Source organism: Cupriavidus sp. PET2-C1 (assembly GCF_054515855.1).
Genome location: NZ_CM137259.1, coordinates 2300030 through 2318039, shown reverse-complemented (window position 1 = coordinate 2318039; position 18010 = coordinate 2300030). Strand labels below are relative to the sequence as shown.

At 64.1% G+C, this 18010-nt stretch carries 17 protein-coding genes and 1 pseudogene; 8 read left to right on the top strand and 10 right to left on the bottom strand.

Annotated elements, in window-relative coordinates; translation table 11 throughout:
* Window positions 1–11: 11 nt before the first annotated feature.
* A complete protein-coding gene (locus ACX12D_RS10505; RefSeq protein ID WP_459371088.1) occupies window positions 12–1010 on the bottom strand; it encodes a Bug family tripartite tricarboxylate transporter substrate binding protein in 999 nt (332 codons plus the stop codon).
* Between the two features lie 125 nt (window positions 1011–1135).
* On the opposite strand from ACX12D_RS10505, the gene ACX12D_RS10500 reads away from it, so the two are divergent.
* The 3 genes from ACX12D_RS10500 to leuD are packed head-to-tail and all read left to right on the top strand — an operon-like array spanning window position 1136 to window position 4098.
* The gene (locus ACX12D_RS10500; protein ID WP_459371087.1) at window positions 1136–2029 is read left to right on the top strand and encodes an isocitrate lyase/PEP mutase family protein; all 894 of its coding nucleotides are present in this window, start codon (window positions 1136–1138) and stop codon (window positions 2027–2029) included.
* A gap of 10 nt (window positions 2030–2039) precedes the next feature.
* The gene (locus tag ACX12D_RS10495) at window positions 2040–3446 is read left to right on the top strand and encodes a 3-isopropylmalate dehydratase large subunit (RefSeq protein ID WP_459371086.1); all 1407 of its coding nucleotides are present in this window, start codon (window positions 2040–2042) and stop codon (window positions 3444–3446) included.
* Between the two features lie 10 nt (window positions 3447–3456).
* Window positions 3457–4098, top strand: a complete 642-nt coding sequence (gene leuD, locus ACX12D_RS10490; protein ID WP_459371085.1) for a 3-isopropylmalate dehydratase small subunit — start codon at window positions 3457–3459, stop codon at window positions 4096–4098.
* 207 nt (window positions 4099–4305) lie between these two features.
* On the opposite strand, the gene ACX12D_RS10485 is transcribed toward leuD, so the two are convergent.
* The 4 genes from ACX12D_RS10485 to ACX12D_RS10470 all read right to left on the bottom strand — a co-directional run bounded on the left by ACX12D_RS10485 (window position 4306) and on the right by ACX12D_RS10470 (window position 8255).
* On the bottom strand, window positions 4306–5439 hold the full coding sequence (locus ACX12D_RS10485; RefSeq protein ID WP_459371084.1) for a GGDEF domain-containing protein: 1134 nt from the start codon (window positions 5437–5439) through the stop codon (window positions 4306–4308).
* 355 nt (window positions 5440–5794) lie between these two features.
* Window positions 5795–5950 (bottom strand): hypothetical protein, encoded by a 156-nt coding sequence (locus ACX12D_RS10480; protein WP_459371083.1) that lies wholly within the window; start codon window positions 5948–5950, stop codon window positions 5795–5797.
* 29 nt (window positions 5951–5979) lie between these two features.
* Complete coding sequence (locus tag ACX12D_RS10475; protein WP_459371082.1) at window positions 5980–6282, bottom strand: UBP-type zinc finger domain-containing protein; 303 nt, start codon at window positions 6280–6282, stop codon at window positions 5980–5982.
* Complete coding sequence (locus tag ACX12D_RS10470) at window positions 6279–8255, bottom strand: FAD-dependent oxidoreductase (protein ID WP_459371081.1); 1977 nt, start codon at window positions 8253–8255, stop codon at window positions 6279–6281. The genes ACX12D_RS10475 and ACX12D_RS10470 overlap by 4 nt, the downstream gene beginning before the upstream one ends.
* A gap of 244 nt (window positions 8256–8499) precedes the next feature.
* Between ACX12D_RS10470 and ACX12D_RS10465 the strand changes: the two genes are divergently transcribed.
* Both ACX12D_RS10465 and ACX12D_RS10460 read left to right on the top strand, forming a co-directional pair.
* Entirely contained in the window at window positions 8500–9198 is a 699-nt protein-coding gene (locus tag ACX12D_RS10465) for a hydrolase (RefSeq protein ID WP_459371080.1), read from the top strand.
* An 87-nt stretch (window positions 9199–9285) separates the two neighbouring features.
* Entirely contained in the window at window positions 9286–9912 is a 627-nt protein-coding gene (locus tag ACX12D_RS10460) for a hydrolase (protein ID WP_459371079.1), read from the top strand.
* Between the two features lie 244 nt (window positions 9913–10156).
* On the opposite strand, the gene ACX12D_RS10455 is transcribed toward ACX12D_RS10460, so the two are convergent.
* Both ACX12D_RS10455 and ACX12D_RS10450 read right to left on the bottom strand, forming a co-directional pair.
* Window positions 10157–11164 (bottom strand): tripartite tricarboxylate transporter substrate binding protein, encoded by a 1008-nt coding sequence (locus ACX12D_RS10455; protein WP_459371078.1) that lies wholly within the window; start codon window positions 11162–11164, stop codon window positions 10157–10159.
* A 25-nt stretch (window positions 11165–11189) separates the two neighbouring features.
* Window positions 11190–12368, bottom strand: coding sequence for a M20 aminoacylase family protein (locus ACX12D_RS10450; RefSeq protein ID WP_459371077.1), 1179 nt, complete (start codon window positions 12366–12368; stop codon window positions 11190–11192).
* 134 nt (window positions 12369–12502) lie between these two features.
* Between ACX12D_RS10450 and ACX12D_RS10445 the strand changes: the two genes are divergently transcribed.
* A complete protein-coding gene (locus ACX12D_RS10445; RefSeq protein ID WP_459371076.1) occupies window positions 12503–13411 on the top strand; it encodes a LysR family transcriptional regulator in 909 nt (302 codons plus the stop codon).
* Window positions 13412–13581: 170 nt separating this feature from the next.
* The gene (locus ACX12D_RS10440; protein ID WP_459371075.1) at window positions 13582–14706 is read left to right on the top strand and encodes a sterol desaturase family protein; all 1125 of its coding nucleotides are present in this window, start codon (window positions 13582–13584) and stop codon (window positions 14704–14706) included.
* Between the two features lie 75 nt (window positions 14707–14781).
* Here ACX12D_RS10440 and ACX12D_RS10435 read toward each other — a convergent pair whose 3' ends face one another.
* Window positions 14782–15156, bottom strand: coding sequence for a helix-turn-helix domain-containing protein (locus ACX12D_RS10435; protein ID WP_459371074.1), 375 nt, complete (start codon window positions 15154–15156; stop codon window positions 14782–14784).
* 25 nt (window positions 15157–15181) lie between these two features.
* On the opposite strand from ACX12D_RS10435, the pseudogene ACX12D_RS10430 reads away from it, so the two are divergent.
* Window positions 15182–15406 (top strand): annotated as a pseudogene (locus ACX12D_RS10430) (AMP-binding enzyme); the annotation flags it as partial.
* Between the two features lie 196 nt (window positions 15407–15602).
* On the opposite strand, the gene ACX12D_RS10425 reads toward ACX12D_RS10430, so the two are convergent.
* Both ACX12D_RS10425 and ACX12D_RS10420 read right to left on the bottom strand, forming a co-directional pair.
* The gene (locus tag ACX12D_RS10425) at window positions 15603–16625 is read right to left on the bottom strand and encodes an alpha/beta hydrolase family protein (RefSeq protein WP_459371073.1); all 1023 of its coding nucleotides are present in this window, start codon (window positions 16623–16625) and stop codon (window positions 15603–15605) included.
* A gap of 110 nt (window positions 16626–16735) precedes the next feature.
* Window positions 16736–17875, bottom strand: coding sequence for an AraC family transcriptional regulator (locus ACX12D_RS10420; RefSeq protein WP_459371072.1), 1140 nt, complete (start codon window positions 17873–17875; stop codon window positions 16736–16738).
* Window positions 17876–18010 lie beyond the last annotated feature (135 nt).

Below are 18010 nucleotides of genomic sequence, written 5' to 3'. Positions count from 1 at the left end.
GGTTTGAGGATTCAGTCGGTGTGGATGTGTCGGCTGCGGATGAGATTACCCCACATTGTCCGCTCGCCGGCAAGGAACCGGCTGGTCTGCTCGGGCGTCGAGGGGAATTTCTCTGCTCCGCTGGCCTCGATCGCCTGGGCGAGCTGCCCGTCATCGAGCGCCTGCGCGAGGGCGCCATGCAGCTTGCCGACAATCTCCTTCGGCGTTTCGGCCCGCGTAAACAGGCAGGTCCAGCTATAGATCTCTACCGGGATGCCCGATTCCTTCAGCGTGGGCACGTCCGGCAGCGACGCGATCCGCGCGCGCGATGTCACCGCGAGCGGCCGCAGCGTGCCGCTGCGGATATGGGGCAGCACGGTGGCAGGATTGGAAAACATCATCTGCACCTGGCCGCCGATGGTGTCTGCGATGGCCGGCGCATTGCCGCGATAGGGGATGTGCGTGAGCACGACGCCGGTCGCCTGCGCGAACAGTTCGCCAGACAGGTGGGAAGTGTTGCCATTGCCCGCGCTGCCGAAGTTGATCTGCCCGGGCTGCGCCCGTGCCATGCGCAGCAGGTCTGCCAAGGTCTTCGCCTTCGATGCCGAATTGACGACGAGCACGTTCGGGCCGCGGCTGACGCAGCCGACCGGCGTGAAGTCGCGGGCCGGATCGTAGGGCGGGCGCGCCATCATCAATGGCGCGTTGATCTGCTCGGCGGGCGTCCCCAGCAGCAGGGAATAGCCGTCCGCCGGCGCGCGCAAGACCTGCGCGGCACCCAGCGTGCCGCTGGCGCCGCTCTTGTTCTCCACCACCACGGATTGGCCTAACTGCCGGGACAGGTTCTTCGACAGCAGGCGGGCGATCGTGTCGGTGGTCCCGCCAGCAGGGAATGGCACGACCAGCGAGAGCGGTCGCGCGGGCCACGCAACGCTCGTTTCGGCGTGCGCCCAGGAGGCGGTGCAGACGGTGCCGACGAGCGCGAGCAGCAGGACGGGCCGAGTCCGGTAGAGGGATTTCAGGGTAGGCATGTGCAGGTCTCCTGTTTTCTTCATGTATGCATGATGGCGTATTGAATGCTTTAAGAATACTTTATTTCTTGAAAAAATGAAAACATGCATACATACTGCTCGAACCACGACCAGCCTGACTCATCATGCGAAAGACTGCCTTGCTCCAGAAACTGATCCACGCACCGGAACTTCTTGTCATGCCGGGTGCCTTTGACCCTCTGTCCGCCCGCATCGCGCAGGAGGCGGGTTTTCCCGCCGTGCAGTGCTCCGGCTTCGGCATTTCCGTGAGCCGGCTGGGACTGCCGGACTACAGCTTCCTCTCGCTGTCCGATATGGTCGCGGCCACGCAGCAGATAGTCGACGCCATCGACCTGCCGGTCATGGCCGACGGCGATACCGGCTTTGGCAATGCCGTCAACGCTTGGTATGCGGTCAAGGCCTTTGAGCGCATTGGCTGCGCGGGCGTCAATATCGAGGACCAGGTCATGCCCAAGCGCTGCGGCCACCTGGAGGGCAAGTCCATCGTGCCGCTGGACGAAGCGGTGCAGAAGATTCGCGCTTGCGCCGAGGCGCGCACGGATCCGGATTTCGTGATCAACGCGCGCACCGACGCGCTTGCGGTAGGCGGCATCGAGGAAGTGATCCGTCGCGGCAATGCCTACCTGGAGGCCGGGGCGACCATGATCTTCGTGGACGGCATGACGTCCAAGGAGCTGGCGCGGCAGGCCGTGCAGGGAATTCGCGGCCCAGTGGCGATCAATGTGGTGGAAGGCGGCAAGTCACCCGAGGCCTTCACGTTCGAGGAGATGCAGCGCATCGGCATTGCGCGCGTGAGCCTGCCCGCCACGCTGATGCTGGCTGCCATCCAGGGCATGCGCGACGCGCTGGCGGCGCTGCGCGCCAACGGCTACGCCGGTGGCCCCGGCGCGCGGTTGGCGGACTTTCGCGAGCAGCTCGAGCTGGTCGGCTTCAAGGAGGTGTTCGCGCTGGAGCAGCGCTATTTGGCCGGGCTGCAGCATCCCGGCACCGCACAGTGAGGTGGGCACTATGTATGCATCACCGCGCAATATCATCGAGAAAATCTGGGACCAGCACGTTGTGGCGCAGCTGGATGGCGAGCAGGCGCTGCTACATGTCGACCGGGTCTTCCTGCACGACCGCGCCGGGCCGCGCGTGCTGGCCGGCCTGGAGGAGGGGGGGCATCGCGTAGCGCATCCGAGCCTTGTGTTCGGCACCATGGACCACATCGTCGACACTCAGCCGGGCCGGGGCGACGACACGCTGGTTCGGGGCGGGCGCAGCTTCATTGAGGCCTTTCGCGCCGCCACGCAGCGCTCGGGCATCCGCCTGTTCGACCTGGGCACTCCACGTCAGGGCATCGCGCACGTGATCTCGCCGGAGCTGGGCATCGCCTTGCCGGGCACCACCCTGGTCTGCTGCGACAGCCATACCTGCACGGTTGGGGGCATTGGCGCGCTGGCATGGGGCATCGGCACTACCGAAGGCGAGCACGCTGTCGCCACGCAGTGCCTGGTGCGAAGCAAGCCACGGACCATGCGGGTGTCGTTCCATGGCAGCCTCGGGCCGGCGGTGTCGGCCAAGGACATGGTGCTGGCCTTGATCGGCAGGTTCGGCGTCAGCGGTGGCGACGGGCATGCCATCGAATTTTCGGGCGAGGCAGTGCGGACGCTGGATGTGGAGGGGCGGCTGACCCTATGTAATATGGCCGTCGAGTTCGGCGCCTGGACTGGTCTGGTGGCGCCAGACGCGCGTACCGTCGAATGGCTGGCGGGGCGGCCCTTTGCCCCTTCAGGTGCCGCCTGGGATGCAGCGGTTTCGGATTGGCTCGCGCTGCGCTCGGACGACGACGCGCACTGGGACAAGGAGCTGGAGTTGGACTGCGCGGAGCTCGCTCCCCAAGTGAGCTGGGGAACCCATCCCGGCCAGGTCGTGGGCATCACCGGCGCAGTGCCGCCTCCCGCTGACGCGGATGCCGAGCGCGCGCTCCGCTATATGGCGCTGCACCCCGGGCAGCCGATGCTGGGGATTCCCATCGACGCGGCCTTCATCGGCTCCTGCACCAATAGCCGCCTGCCCGACCTGCGCGCCGCCGCGCAGGTGGTGCGAGGACGACGCGTGCGCCCTGGCGTAAAGGCCATCGTGGTGCCCGGATCGACCAGTGTGAAGCATGCCGCAGAAAGTGAGGGCCTGGATCGCGTGTTCACGGAAGCAGGCTTCGAGTGGCGCGAAAGCGGCTGCTCGTTGTGCTTCTTCGCCGGCGGCGATCACTTCGACCAGCCTGGCAAGCCCGGGCGCCGCGTGATCACCAGCACCAACCGCAACTTCGAGGGCAGGCAGGGCCCGGGTGTGCGCTCTCACCTGGCCAGCCCGGCAACGGTGGCGGCCTCAGCCGTCGCCGGCTGCATCGCCGATCCACGCCCGCTGCTGCGCTAGGGAGCATCACATGGAACAGTTCATCCAACTGAAGGGAATCGCCGCGCCGCTGATGCGAGCCAACATCGATACTGACCTTCTCATTCCCTCGCGCGAGATCAACTCACCCGGGCGAGATGGCTATGGTGAGAAGCTGCTCGCGCCTTGGCGCTATGAAGCCAGCGGGAGCGGGAACGGACAGCGTGTCGAGCGCCCCGACTTTGTGCTCAATCGCGAACCCTACCGCCGGGCGACGATCCTGCTGGCCGGCGAGAACTTCGGCAGCGGATCCTCGCGCGAGGCCGCCGTCTGGGCGGTGCGGCAGTTTGGCCTTCGCTGCGTCATCGCGCCGTCGTTCGGCGCGATCTTCCAGAGCAACTGCTACCGCAATGGCGTGCTGCCGGTGGTGCTGCCCGCGAATGAAATTGCCGTGCTGGCTGCCGAAGCCGAGCGGGAGGTGCTGGAGCTGATCGTCGATCTTGAGTCCTGCACGGTGCGGCACCCGCGGGGCCGCTGCTTGCCGTTCATCGTCCCCCCGAGCGAACGCACCCTGCTGCTCGAAGGGCTCGATGCCATTGGCCTGACTTTGAAGCGCCGGGCCGAGATCGAGGCGTACCAGGCGGCGCTGCGTGAGGCGCGTCCCTGGGTTTTGGCCGTAGAAGAGCCGCTTTGACATCTCAGGTGGCCAGATCATGCTGGCCACCTTACCGCAACGGCTCGATCCAGGCCATGACAAACACTGCATTCATCGGACTCGACTACATTGTCGATATCACGCATCCGGACGGCAAGATCGCGCATTGCATCTCGCGATGAGTGGTGAGTGGCGTCGTCAAGACGTCTCGATGCCGCTCCAGACCTCAGCTTGGAATGGCTGGATCTACACGACGCTCGTCTTCACAAGATTGCGCCCGCCGCCCTTCGCCGCATAACAAGCACTGTCCGCTGTCTTTATCCAGGCATCCCACGCCCCGCCATTCCGGTCGCTCCAGGCCACACCGATGCTCGCGGTAACGCTAACGCGCCCGCCGTCGATCACAATGGACATCGCTTCGATTCGCTTGCGAAGCCGTTCAGCGACCGCTCTGGCAGCTTGCTCGTCGACGTTCGGAAGAAAGAGCGCGAACTCCTCGCCTCCGTATCGCGCAAGGACGTCCCCCTCCCGCAATCCATCTCGGACAGCTGTAGCAACCGACGCCAGAACGAGGTCCCCCACAGGATGTCCGAACCTGTCGTTGATCTGCTTGAAGTGGTCCACATCCAGGATCGCGAGAGCGCTGTTTGCGAGCGGCGCTGGAGGAAGGCGCCCCAGGAACCATCGGCGGTTACCGACGCCGGTCAGCGCATCGGTGTCCGCTGCAAGCTGAAGACCCGCTTCGCGCCGCTCCCTGACGAGCGTCACAACCAGCAGTGCAATCCAGAAATTGAAGAATATCTGAAGAAAAAAGGCAGTCGAAAAGTCAAATTCCGATGGAATATCGAGAACGATGCAAACGAGGCGCACAGCATAGATCAGCGCACTCACGAGCAGGCACGCAGCCAACGGACGACGCGCAGGCAGTGGCTCGCTATGTCGGTCCAGCCATATCTCGACTGCCGAAGCTGCCAGTGACATTACCGCAGTCAAGTGAAAGACGCTCGCCCGCTGAGAATTCACAAGCGGGAATCCCGACACGATGCCAAATAGGAACCATACTGCCGGCACGAGTACGACAATCCAGTAAAGGCTCCGGCGGCGGCCACTCAGGCGCCGTATGCCGTCCCAGAGCAGCGGATAGGCGATCGTCCCTAAAAGAAGACTCAAATGCGTCCACAGCCAAAGCGGTAAGGCGGCCCGCTCCCCAAACGCAGCCAGCACTGCACCAATTGCCAAGGCAATCAAAGCAACGGCGAGACGCCCTAAACCCGTGGGCCGGGACGAACGCTTGCGGCTATGCAAGATCGCCGCAGCGCCTGCAATCAACGAGGTGTTGTGCAGAAGAATAATGGTGCCCACATCGAAAGTCGGGTGCATATAGCCCCTTCGGTTCCCATACACGAATTATCGAAGAAGCACTTTTTCACAAAGATGACTGGCGCGATTGGGATTTGCCGCAGCCCAAATCGCGCATGCACAGTGACTCGCCGCGGAGCCGGTTAGCGACGCCCACTTTGGTATCGAAGTGGACGACGCGCTCGGAATGGCAGCGCAAACCGAAGTATAACTGCGGCCGGGCCGACGAACCGTCGCTCGTCTGCTGCGGATTCAACCTGTCGATGCAACGGATTGATGGCATCGTTCGGCCGGTGTATCGAAGTCTAGTGTCTTTCGGGGGGGGGGGGCGCTCATTGAGCCGCCTCGCTCCGGCTAGCCCCGGCGGGCCTGGCGCTCAGAAGACGTGGCGGATGCCGACCTGCGCGCCAATCATGTTCTTCTGTCCGGGCGCCTGTGCGCAGTTGAACAGGTAGCCGGTGAAGGGGCCATCATTGGCCAGGCTGCCGTTATGCGCCCACGCGGTCGTGAGATAGACGTCGGTTTGCCCCACGCGCTCATACAAGCCCGATGGGCGTCCCGTCAGACGAACCGTGGGATGGGCCCGCGTTGCGGCGTCTGGTCCGGGAGCGCGATCTCTTTCCGGTCGATGTAGCACCACCCCCAACCCTCAGGCGGGTCATACCCCTCAATGATTGGATGTCCGGTTTTCTCGAAATGCGCGCGTGCATGCTTGAGGGGAGAGCTATCGCAGCAGCCAACGTGACCGCAGGATCGGCACAAGCGAAGATGCACCCACGGACTGCCCACTTTGAGGCATTCTTCGCAACCCAGAGCGCTTGGCACGACATCGCGGATCGTATTCGTATGGTCACAGGTCTTCATTCCACCTCCTTTGGCAGTCTGCTGAGGTAACTGTGGATCTGGGAAATGGCAGCGGCTCCATCGCCGACTGCGGCGGCAACGCGCTTGGTCGAGCCAGCGCGGACGTCGCCGATCGCAAAGACTCCGGCCATGCTGGTCTCGAGCGATGAGGTCGATGCGCCAGTCAGAATGAAGCCCTTGTCATCCGTCGCAATTGAATCGTTGAGCCAGCAGGTATGCGGCGTCGCGCCGATGAACAGGAACAGGTGGCAGATATCGTAGTGCGTCGAGATTCCGCTGGCGCGATCGCGAACAGTGGCGCTGGCGAGCGTGTCGCCATTGGGGGCGAGTTCGGTCAGATCCGTACCGACATGGATCTCCACGTTGGACAGCGCCGAGATGCGGTCGATGAGGTAGCGTGACATCGTCTCCGACAGGTCTCGCCGGACGAACACGTGAAGCCGCTTCACGTGTGGCGCGAGAAACACGATGGCCTGGCCCGCCGAGTTGCCGCCGCCGACAAGAGCGATTTCCTTTCCGGCACACAAGCGGGCTTCGATTGGGGACGCCCAATAGGAAACCCCGGAGCCCTCGAAATGCGCGAGACCGGCAATGTCGGGTTGTCGGTAGGCGGCGCCCGAGGCAATCACGACAGCACGCGCTGCCACTGTCGAGTCGTCGGAGAGCTTGAGCGTCAGCCGATCCGCGTTGCGATCGAGCTGCCCCACGCTCACAGGGATGGCCACCTCAGCCCCGAATTTGAGGGCCTGGTTGAATGCGCGGCCAGCGAGCGCCTGTCCCGAGATGCCTGTAGGAAAACCTAGATAATTTTCGATTCGCGCCGACGCGCCGGCTTGGCCGCCCATAGCACGCTCGTCCAGAACGATCACCGAGAGGCCTTCCGAAGCGCCGTAGACCGCCGCGGCTAACCCAGCCGGTCCCGCGCCGACGATGGCGACGTCGTAGGTCTTCTGCTGATCGATTTTACGGATGATGCCGAGACAGGCCGCCAGCTCCCGCTCATTGGGCCGTTTCAGCAAATTGCCGCTAGGGCAGACCACCAGCGGCAGGTCGGTGGGGAGAAGCGCCATCCGCTCAATAAAGCTGCGGCCCCCGCCATCGACTTTGGGGTCCATGACTTGGTTGGGATAGCCGCTGCGGGTCAGGAAACCTTGGAGGCGCAGAAGGTGCGCATCGTCTGGCGCACCAATCAGGATCGTGCCCGAGCCGCCGTGTTCGATCAATCTGACGCGGCGCAAGATCAGCGCACGCATGACGATCTCGCCGACCTCCGCTGATCCGATCATCAGGGCTCGCAAATGCGGCGGATCGAACGGAAGCAGGGTAGCGCCGTGCCGACCGGCTCGCGCCGAGGCGAGCGATGCGCGGCCGTCAATCTGGCTGACTTCTCCCGTGAACTGCCCTGCGCGATGGGTGGTGATTGGCGTTTTCTCGTCAAGGCCATCCCGGCGCAGAACATCGATCGAGCCATCCAGCACGAGCCACACGGGCACATTCCTTTCTCCCGTGGCGAAGACAATCTCACCCGCCCCAAAATACCGCGGCGGACCGCTCGCGAACCGGCGCGCCGCCTCAACCTGGATCGGTGTCAGGACGGGGTATATCTGGTGCCTGCGCTCTCCGGCACCGTCTGCATGCTGCTGCATCATATGAGCCTGCTCCTCGCGAGAGCGGAGTCCGGTGGATTCATCGCCAGAACCGTCAGCTTCGGGAAGTTTGGCGGTGGTTGGCGTGAACCAGCGCAGCGTCACGCGAGGCGAGTTTCGATCGGCAACCCGGATTTCAACGTCTTCGTCATACTGGTTGTCCTCGAGTATCTTCGCAAAGCGTCTGATATACCAATCAACCTTTGGTATGGCCGATTGGCTCGAAGGCATCACAGGATGTTCGAATCGGCCGGCGATCCCCGTGGCCTTCACGTCTGGATCCCGCTCAATTTCCTCGCGACGCCAATCCCCTAAGGCTGCGCTCATGGTTTCGGGCCGTGGCCGCTCCTTTCACTTGCGCACGGTTGGTTCGCGCATCGATCCCCGTCATCTCGTGCGATCCCAGGTGATATCAAAATTTTTGAACAACATTGACAATACCGATTGGCTGTTCGCGCACTTTCCTTCGCTATAGTTCTTCACATGGACGGCGCGAATACGCAACAGGGCGAACAAGGCGCCGCCATGCAAGAACCCAAATTCATTGAATAAATTTCATCGGAGATATCACATGTCGAACGCCAAACTTGAAGTCCTGACCCCGCGCAACAGCCAACTGATCATCATCGACCACCAGCCCCAGATGGCTTTTGGCGTGCAGTCGATGGACCGCCAGACCATGAAGAACAACGTCGTGGGCCTGGCCAAGGCGGCGAAGATCTTCGATGTGCCGACCACCATCACCACGGTCGAAAGCGATTCGTTCTCCGGCTACACCTACCCCGAACTGCTCGACGTCTTCCCCGGCAAGAAAACGCTGGAGCGTACCTCGATGAACTCCTGGGACGACCAGAAGGTGCGCGACGCGCTGGCCGCCAATGGCCGCAAGAAAGTGGTGGTGGCCGGCCTGTGGACCGAGGTCTGCAACACCACCTTTGCGCTGTGCGCGATGCTGGAAGGTGACTACGAGATCTATATGGTGGCCGATGCTTCGGGCGGCACGACCAAGGAAGCGCATGACTACGCCATGCAGCGCATGGTTCAGGCCGGCGTGGTGCCCGTGACCTGGCAACAGGTCATGCTGGAGTGGCAACGTGACTGGAAGAACCGCGAGACGTACGACGATGTGATGGCCGTGGCCAAGGAGCACTCGGGCGCCTATGGCATGGGCGTCGACTACGCCTACACGATGGTCCACAAGGCCGAGCAGCGCACCGCCACGAAGCACGAGTCGCTGGCGCCGGTCCATGCGCAGGTGATCGAGCGCTAATTCTGCATTCGCGGGCTGGACGCTTCATAGGGCGTCCAGTCGCGGCTTGAAGCTAGATCACGATCTCAAATGAAAAAGGGAACTCCCATGTCCAAACTACCTTTGCTCGAACCCGCCGATTGTGCATTGATCCTCGTTGATGAACAGGCAGGCCTTGCGTTCGCTGCGGGTTCTCAAGACCCCCAGATTCTGCGCAGCAATGGCCTTGCGGTCGCGAAGACGGCGGTTGCTTTTGGCTTGCCGGTTGTGGTCTCCACCTCGGCCTCGAAGGTGTACAGCGGCCCATTGATGCCGGCCTTTCGAGACGTGCTGCAAAACGTCACGCCGATTGAACGCCGCAACATGAACCTTTGGGAAGACGATGCGGTGCGCGACGCGATTACGGCTACCGGAAAGCGCACGCTGGTCATCGCCGGCATGCTGACGGAGGCCTGCGTGAGTTTCCCGGTTCTTTCGGCGCTGTCCGAGGGATATCAAGTCGTCGTCGTTGCCGATGCTTGCGGTGGACTGACACCAGCAAGCCATGACCTTGCGTTGAGACGGATGGCTTCCGCCGGCGCAGTCATGACTTCCTGGCTCCAGCTTCTTCTCGAATTCCAGAGGGACTGGACTCGTCATGACACCTATGAGAAGGCTCGCTCGATCGTGGTTGAGCATGGTGGCGGGTATGGCACGGGCCTCGCGTATGCGCGTGACATGATCAAGCCGACATGAGCCTCCTCAATGCGGGCGCTTAATGTTCTGTGCTCCGTGCTCCGTGCTCCGTGCTCTGTGCGCTGCGAAATGATTGATCGGTCTTCCGGGTCCGTCCGAGAAGGGCCCACTTATGCCGGGAGCGTGGTCATGGTAGAGGCAAAAGAAGCCGGTCTCGGACGGCGGCTCGCCGCGCTGATCCGGCAGGCCAATATCCGCGTCGACTGGCCTGCCGCTCATCGGGGAGAAGTGGTGGCACCCGGGTTCAGGCTACCGGCTTGCGCCCGACGCTGCGAATGAGCTGGGAGACACGCCCCATGTACTGGTCGAAGTACTGGTTGGCCTGTGCCTGGCTGTCGATGGGCCGCGCGACGGTGCGGCCTTCGGCTTCGAGCTTGGCCCGGATCTCCGGTTTGGCTAGCGCGTCCCCGATCGCACCGCGCAGCAAGGCGACCCGTTCGGCGGGCGTGCCCTGCTTGACGAAGTAACCACCGCTGATCACGTATTCGAAGTCGGGCACCTGCCGGCTTTGCGAGATCAGGGGGATGTGTCTGAGCGGCGCAGGCAACGACTTCGAAAAGCTCGTCAGGACCTTGAGGCGGCCCTGTCCCTGCATGCTGTCGAACGCGGACTGGTAGGGCAGGATGGCGAAGTCCACCTCGCCGCCGGCAACGCCCTGCAGCGCGGGGGCGGCGCCCTTATATGGCACGTGAAGGAAGGGCGTGCCGATGCGGGTGCCGAGGGCGTCGCCCATCAGGTGATAGATCGAGTCGATGCCGACCGTGGCGTAGGTCAGCGGTTTGCTCTTGTTCTGCTTCGCCAGGTCGAGGAACTTGTCCAGCGTGTCGGCAGGCAGGCCGCTGCGCACGAGGAGGACGATATTGGCGTCGCTGATGGGGGCCGCCAGCATGAAGTCCTGGGGCTTGTAGCGGGCTGCGGGATTCAGCAACGGGGACAGAAACACCTCGTTGATCGAGCCGTGAAAGAAGGTATACCCGTCGGCCGGCGCGGCCAGCACCTTGTTGGCGCCTATCACCCCGGTGCCGCCCCCATAGTTTTCGACGACCACCAGTTGCTTCACGCTCTTGCCGATGGACTCCCCGAATATGCGTGCAGACGTATCGCTGGCACCGCCCGCCGGATAGGGCACCACCAGCGAGAGGGGCCGGCTCGGGAAGATCTCCGCCGCGAAGGCTGGCAGGGTTGCGAGCAATGGGGAGCCGGCAGTCAGGCTGGCGTATTGCAGGAAGCGGCGGCGGGTGTGCGAAATCATGTTTGTCTCCTGTCGTTTATTTCTTTTAAGCGAGGTAGCTGCGCGCGAGGCTTGCCCAGAATGCGGCGCCTACCGGGAGGGCCTCGTCGTTGAAGTCGTACATGGGGTTGTGGACCATGCAGCCACCGTCTTCGCCGGTGCCATTGCCCAGGCGGACGTAGGCGCCGGGCCGATGTTCCAGCATGTAGGCGAAGTCCTCGCTGCCCATCACCGGCGCTCGCGCCACGACGTTCTCCTCGCCCAGCAGGCGGATCGCCACCTCGCGTGCACGCTCGGTCTGGCAGTCGTGATTGACCAGGACGGGATACTTGCGCTCGTAGACCACGTCGGCGTCGAGCTGGAAGCTGCGGGCCTGCGTGACCACGAAATCCCGCAGGCGGGCTTCGATGTGGGCGCGCACGCTGGGGTCGAGCGTTCTCACGCCAATCTTGATCGTCGCGGTTTCCGGGACGATGTTGTAGGTCGCGCCGGCCTGAATGGAGCCGACGGTAATGACCGCCGACTTCAGTGCATCGATCTCGCGGCTGACGATGGACTGCAGGCCAAGCACGATGCTGGCCGCACCCTGCATCACGTCGATGCCGTGATGCGGCATGGCGCCATGGGCCGACCGCCCGGTCAGTGTCACCGTGGCGCGGTCGAACGAGGCCATGGCCGGACCTGTGATGAGGCCGATCTGCCCGACCGGCAAGCCCGGGGAGTTGTGCAGGGCATAAACCTCATCACAGGGAAATCGCTCGAACAAGCCGTCTTCCAGCATGCGCAACGCGCCGCCTTCGTTCTCCTCGGCCGGCTGGAAGATCAGGGTCAGCGTCCCATTGAAATCGACGGACTCGGCCAGATACCGCGCCGCGCATAGCAGGATAGCCGTGTGCCCGTCGTGACCGCAGGCGTGCATCTTGCCGGGCAGGGTGCTGGCGTAGTCCAGCCCCGTCTTTTCCTGGATAGGCAGCGCGTCCATGTCGGCGCGAATGCCCAGGGTCCGCTCGCCGCGCCCTTTCCTCAGTGTGCCGACAACGCCCGTCGTGCCCAGGCCGCGGTGGACTTCGTAGCCCCAGCCCGCCAGCAGTTCGGCGACGAGGTCACCGGTGCGATGCTCCTCGAACGCCAGTTCGGGATGCGCGTGGATCTGGTGGCGGATCGCCACGAACTCTGGCGCGATGGCCTTGATGGCGCGCCGCAGGTCGGCGGGGTAGGGGCTCATGGGTTCGTCGGTATCAGGTGAATTGCCCGATTATCTTCGGATGCTTCCGTCGTATCCATGACAACTCTGAGGGCAAATCGTTGTATAAACGACAACAGTCAGACAACAATCAGACGACGAGTCAGGGATAGCGGATGGAAGACATGCTGGATCGGAAGCGGGCGCTGTGCCTGCTGCAGATCATCGAGACGGGCTCCGTGCGGGGCGCGGCGGAGGTGCTGGAGCTGGACCCCTCGGTGGTGAGCCGCGCGGTGGCCAAGCTCGAGGAGGACACGGGCTTGACGTTGCTGGAGCGGCGCGGGCGAGGCGTGGTCGTCACCGACGCCGGCCGCATGATCGCGCTCTTCGCCCGCCGCCAGCAGGACCTGCACGACACGTTCCTGGCCGAGGTCAACAACCTGAAGAACGCCCAGCGCGGGCACATCGAAGTGGTCTTCGGCGAGGGCTTCATCGACCTGGTGTTCGAGCCGGTGCTGCGCGAGTTCCTGGTCGCACATCCCGACGTGACCTACAACATCCGGGTGGCGGGCACCGAAGAAACGGTACGCTGCATCCTGGAAGACGTCGCGCACATCGGCCTGGTGTTCCAGCCGCCCAACGACGAGCGCCTGCGCTCGCACTACTCGCGGCTGGCACCAATCCGCCTACACGTTCGCAAGGACCATCCGCTGGCGCGGCGCCGCAATGCGCTGACACTGGCGGACCTGGCGCCGCACCAGGGAGCGGCGCTGGTCGAGTCCTTCGGCGTGCGCAAGCACGTACAGGCGGCGGAGCTGGACGAGCACGTCACGCTGAAGCCCATGCTGGTCACCAACTCGTTCAAGGTCTTGTGGGAATTCGCGGCGATGGGGCTGGGCTACATCATGACGCCGCGCTCGGTGGCGCTGAAGGGCGCTCAGTTTGCCGATCTGATATCGCTGCCGCTGGCGAATCCGATCCTCAATAACAGCCGCATCCACGTCGTCACGCGAGCCGGGCGGCCGTTGTCGCCGGTAGCTGGCACCCTTCTGCGGCACCTTGTCAAGGCGTTGCCCTCGGTCTGAGCTCACGCCGAGGGCGGGCTGTCGCGTGTGACTCCCAGTCTCGCTTTCGGGGTGATCGTACTTTTTGTCCAGACCCCCGTTTATTGCCATAATAGCGACCGTTTCTGACCAGATCCCGCAAGGGATCGGTCAATCGTCTGTTAGTCGTAAGGCACTTTTTTGAGTGGCGCATGGAAGAACAAATCACCGTCTACGCTTTCCCGGTATTCCTGCTCTTGATGCTGGCGGAACTGGCCTACGGCCTGTTCGTCGGTCGCAATACCTATCGCCTGAATGATGCCCTCAGCAATCTGAGCCAGGGCTTGCTAAGCCAGCTGGTGGCCAGTGTCAGCCAGCTCTTTCAGATCGGCCTGTATATCTTGACGTGGCGCCGGGTGGCACTGTTTCCACATGCCGGCCTGTGGGGCAGTGTCTGGGGTTGGCTGCTGGCGATCGTGATGTTCGATTTCTGCGACTACTGGCTACATCGGGTCGGGCATGAAAGTGCTGTGTTCTGGGCCGCCCATGCCGTGCATCACCAGAGCCAGGATTTCAATCTGTCCACCGCACTGCGGCAGGAGAGCACGGTTGCCTTCCTGGGATGGCCGTTTTACTTGCCGATGGCGTTGGCCGGGGTTGCCCCGCAGCAGTTTGCGCTGGCCGGCCTCATCGTGCTGCTATACCAGTTCTGGATCCATACCGAGCACATCGGCAAGCTGGGCTGGTTTGACCGCGTGTTTTCCTCGCCGTCCAACCATCGTGTGCATCATGCGGTCAACGACCAGTACCTGGACAAGAACTACGGCGGGATGCTGATCATCTGGGACCGGCTGTTCGGCACGTTTGCCGAGGAAGGGGAGAAGCCGGTGTATGGTACTCGCAGCCCGCTCAATAGCTGGAGTCCGCTATGGGCTGTGGCTTCCGGCTATGTGCCGCTGTGGCAGCTGGCGCGCCGTGCGCCACGCTGGCAGGACAAGCTCAAGGTGTGGTTCAAGGCGCCGGGCTGGCTGCCACCCGGCGTGAGCGACGATAGTGCGCCCTTTGACCTGCAGCGTGCACGCCAGCGCTTCGATCCGCCGCTGGTGGCCGGCGCCGCGCCAGCGGCCCTGCTGCAGTTCGCGCTGCTGATGGCGGCAAGTGCCGGCTATCTGTGGCAAAGCGATCAGATGGGGCGCGGCCTGCTGTGGGGGTTGGCACTGTTGCTGATTGCCGGTCTGGCTGGTCTGGGCGCCCTGCTGCAAGGGAGGATACGGCCACGCAGCCTGCTGGGGCTGGATGTGCTGCTGTTGCTGCTGGCCGGATTGCTGTTGCGCTGACCGAGCGCCGCTCATGCGCAGCAGATTTGTCACGCCATCCGCCTTTCGGGAAGACGGCTTGTCCCGAAGGGCGCCTCAGCGATCCGCGCTGCGTGCCAGCGACTCCCGGCGAACAACCGACGGTGGCTTCCCGAACCAGCGCTGACAGGCTCGGGTCAGCACGGACTGGTCCGCGAAGTCCAGCAACTGCGCCACCTGCGAAAGCCCGATGTCGGCTTGCGCGAGCAGTTGGCCGGCGAGTTCGCGCCGCGCCGCGTCCTTGAGTATCTCGAAGGTCTGCCCGTCCTCCCGGAGCGGTCGTTGCAGGGTGCGCGGATGCAGGTGCAGCACGCGCGCGACGACCACGAGGTTGACCGGTCCCAGCCTCATCTGGGTGCGCAAGATCTGGAGCACCTGGTCGATCAGCGAAGCCTTTGCCCGAGGCGCCGCCGCGACGAGGTAGCGCTCCACGAAGGCCTGGAGCTGATCGTGCGACGGCGTGGCGGACTGCGCCTGCGTCGGGGTCGTCGACGGCAAGACCGGCGAGGCCGTCAAGATCTACGTGGTGAAGACCGCGAATGCAGCGCTGGATGCCGACACGCTTGCCGCGTACTGTCGCGAGCGGCTGACGGCATACAAGGTGCCGAAGCTGATCGAATTTGTCGACAGCCTGCCCAAGTCCACCGTCGGCAAGGTGTTGCGCCGCGAACTGCGGAACTGACGTCAGCCGGTGAAGTGTCGTCGCGGACTGGAAGCCGGTCAGAGGCCCATCCATCTTGATCAGGCACTGATCGCAGCATATATGGCGGCATCTATGGCGGGGCCCTCCCCGAAAGGACTCCGCGCAAGAAATTCCGGCGTATGCAGGCTGCCACTGTGCGGCTCGATATCGATCTGCTCGTAAGGCAGGCCGATGATCAAGGCAGCAGATGCCTCTCGAAGAACGCGGCAATCTTGCGGTTGGCCTCGGTGACGTCGGCGCGGTCAAATCCCGGCGGATCGTTGAGCAGGTCTCCCACGAGCCCGTCGAGGCCGGGTGGGTGCGGCGATAAAAGCGCGCCATGCCCGCCCGCGGGCAGGTCGGCGATATGCTCGCAGGTCTGGCAAGCCGCGAGCACGCGGTCTGCGTGAAAGCGCGGGATCAGCCAGCGGTCCTGCTCGGCCGTGACCAGGCCAAGCGGCACGGCTGGCCGGGCCAGCGAGCTCATGTCGAAATCGGCGGCGGCAGGCACACCGGCTACCGCTGCGGCAATACGGGGGTCGGCCGCGGCGCGCGGGGTATCGTCATCGAAGCGGTGATGGATCACGCGCAGGGCCACCCACTTCTTCGGCCCGTCCAGCGGGCCACCGGTCAATCTTGTGATCAATCCGACGCAGGACTGGAAGTCTTCCGCAATATGCTCATCGCAATGCTGCATGAAGCGGGCCGGCGACCACCTGCCACCGGCCAGGCTCAGCACGGTGTGGCCACCCGCGGACATGCCGAACACGCCCACCTTGTCGAGGCGGAGCATGGGGGCGAAACGCGGATCGCGTCCCATCGCGTCGATCGCGCGCGACACCTCCGCGGGCCGGATCGTCCAGCTATCGGGGCCGGGGTCGCTGTCATCCAGGTAGTTGTCGGCCCGGTGCTGCGGCATGGCAATGATGAATCCGGCCTCAACCAGGTCGCGTGCCAGGTCGGCATGCACCCAGGGTGAGCCGCCCGATCCGTGCGAGATGACAACCAGCCTCCCGTTGCCCGGCACGGCGCGGCCTTCCGCCGCAACGTCCAGCAGGAATCGTCCACGCCGCTGGGGTTGGCTCGCGTCGCTCGATGGGTAATACACGGTTACCGGACCGTCCTCGGTGGTGGCCGGCAACTCGCTCAAGCCCATCGAGGCGCGAGCAACACCACACAGCAATGCCAGCGCCAGGCCGGCCCAACGAAACATACGCATCGGAACCCTCGTCATTGGCAGGAGACCATCTCCCGGTGTCCGAAGCATGTGCGGTGGCGCGCCTGGCGTCTCGCCGAAAGTGAACGGCGATGGCCTTCGGCCAGCCGATTTCAGAAATCGGCCAGCTTTTCCCGGCGATATTCGGTGGGCGTGGAGCCCGTGGCCGCCTTGAAGGCGCGATTGAAGGGGCCGATTGACTGGAAGCCGGCCTCCAGGGCGATCGTCAAGACGGGCAGCGTGCGGCATGCTGGATCGCTGAGCGCAGCGCGTGCTTCGTCCAGCCGGAAGCCGTTGACGAAGGCATTGAAATTGCGGTGCCCCAACCGCTGGTTGATCAAGCGCCGTAGCCGGTATTCGGGAACGGCAAGCTGGGCAGCCAGGCTTGCGATGCTGAGATTTTCCCGGCGATAGGCGCGTTCGTCGGACATCAGGCGCAGCAGGGCGTCCACCAGCGCCTGCTCAGGCTCATCCGCGACGCACGGCTGCGCGGCGTCGGCCACTGCACCCCGGGGACGAACGGGCGGGGCAGGCACATCGGAGCCGGCAGGCGAGCGGGCGGGCGTTGGGCGGGGTGAAGGGAACAGCTCCGAGCGGGTCATACGCAGCATCGAGAATGCCAGCGGCGCGACAATGCACAGCAGCATCGCTGTATCGAGCGTGGCGCCCGCCTCCGATAGGCGGCCGCCACTTGCGGCGAGCCGCGCGGCGAGCTGCAGCAGCGTATAGGCAACGCCGGCGACCACGATGAAGCCGCGCAAGCGCCGACGGCCTTCAACCAGATCGACACGCCAGCCCGCCACCGCAGCTTGCACGGTCAACAGGGCGAACAGCAGCGGTACCGCGCGCTGCAAGCCCATCGTGAATGGCGCGATTACCGTGCCGCTGTGCGCGAATACCGCGCAGTTCAGCCCGCCGAGCCCGGCGGCCGCACCCCACGCCAGCGCGTGAATCGGCCTGAAGCTAAAAGCGTCGTCGAACAACGCCTGCACGAAAATCCAGAACAGCACGGCATTGCCCACCGATACGGCAACGATTGGCGCCTGGAGCAGCCGTGGCGCCGCCTGCTCGAACCACGGCATCGCCCCTGCAGTCTGCACGGCCAGTCCAACGGCCAGCGCCACGCCCGCCCGCACGGCCGGCAGGGCCGGCCGGTCACGCCCAAACGCCCAGGCAAGCAAGCCTAGCAGCGCCAGCAGCATGCCGCGCAGAAGGGCGTCCAGCAGGAAAACGGGGGGCAGGGGCGACGTCATCCAGGCTCCGCGAAACCGCGCCTTGTGTGGGGCTTGCCATACTACCGCGAGGAAGCTCGGGCCAGTCGGTTGGATCGAGGCCGGTCCTCACGGTAGGCTTCTACCAGATGGTGTGCAGTTTCCTGCATAGCTGCA

Excerpts from the sequence above, each read along its gene's own strand:
- ACX12D_RS10460 (WP_459371079.1), top strand. The coding sequence starts at position 9,286 with ATGTCCAAACTACCTTTGCTCGAACCCGCCGATTGTGCATTGATCCTC.
- ACX12D_RS10455 (WP_459371078.1), bottom strand. The coding sequence starts at position 11,164 with ATGATTTCGCACACCCGCCGCCGCTTCCTGCAATACGCCAGCCTGACT.
- ACX12D_RS10445 (WP_459371076.1), top strand. The coding sequence starts at position 12,503 with ATGGAAGACATGCTGGATCGGAAGCGGGCGCTGTGCCTGCTGCAGATC.
- ACX12D_RS10470 (WP_459371081.1), bottom strand. The coding sequence starts at position 8,255 with ATGAGCGCAGCCTTAGGGGATTGGCGTCGCGAGGAAATTGAGCGGGAT.
- ACX12D_RS10440 (WP_459371075.1), top strand. The coding sequence starts at position 13,582 with ATGGAAGAACAAATCACCGTCTACGCTTTCCCGGTATTCCTGCTCTTG.
- ACX12D_RS10425 (WP_459371073.1), bottom strand. The coding sequence starts at position 16,625 with ATGCGTATGTTTCGTTGGGCCGGCCTGGCGCTGGCATTGCTGTGTGGT.
- ACX12D_RS10450 (WP_459371077.1), bottom strand. The coding sequence starts at position 12,368 with ATGAGCCCCTACCCCGCCGACCTGCGGCGCGCCATCAAGGCCATCGCG.
- ACX12D_RS10505 (WP_459371088.1), bottom strand. The coding sequence starts at position 1,010 with ATGCCTACCCTGAAATCCCTCTACCGGACTCGGCCCGTCCTGCTGCTC.
- ACX12D_RS10475 (WP_459371082.1), bottom strand. The coding sequence starts at position 6,282 with ATGAAGACCTGTGACCATACGAATACGATCCGCGATGTCGTGCCAAGC.
- ACX12D_RS10465 (WP_459371080.1), top strand. The coding sequence starts at position 8,500 with ATGTCGAACGCCAAACTTGAAGTCCTGACCCCGCGCAACAGCCAACTG.
- ACX12D_RS10495 (WP_459371086.1), top strand. The coding sequence starts at position 2,040 with ATGTATGCATCACCGCGCAATATCATCGAGAAAATCTGGGACCAGCAC.
- ACX12D_RS10420 (WP_459371072.1), bottom strand. The coding sequence starts at position 17,875 with ATGACGTCGCCCCTGCCCCCCGTTTTCCTGCTGGACGCCCTTCTGCGC.
- ACX12D_RS10500 (WP_459371087.1), top strand. The coding sequence starts at position 1,136 with ATGCGAAAGACTGCCTTGCTCCAGAAACTGATCCACGCACCGGAACTT.
- ACX12D_RS10485 (WP_459371084.1), bottom strand. The coding sequence starts at position 5,439 with ATGCACCCGACTTTCGATGTGGGCACCATTATTCTTCTGCACAACACC.
- leuD (WP_459371085.1), top strand. The coding sequence starts at position 3,457 with ATGGAACAGTTCATCCAACTGAAGGGAATCGCCGCGCCGCTGATGCGA.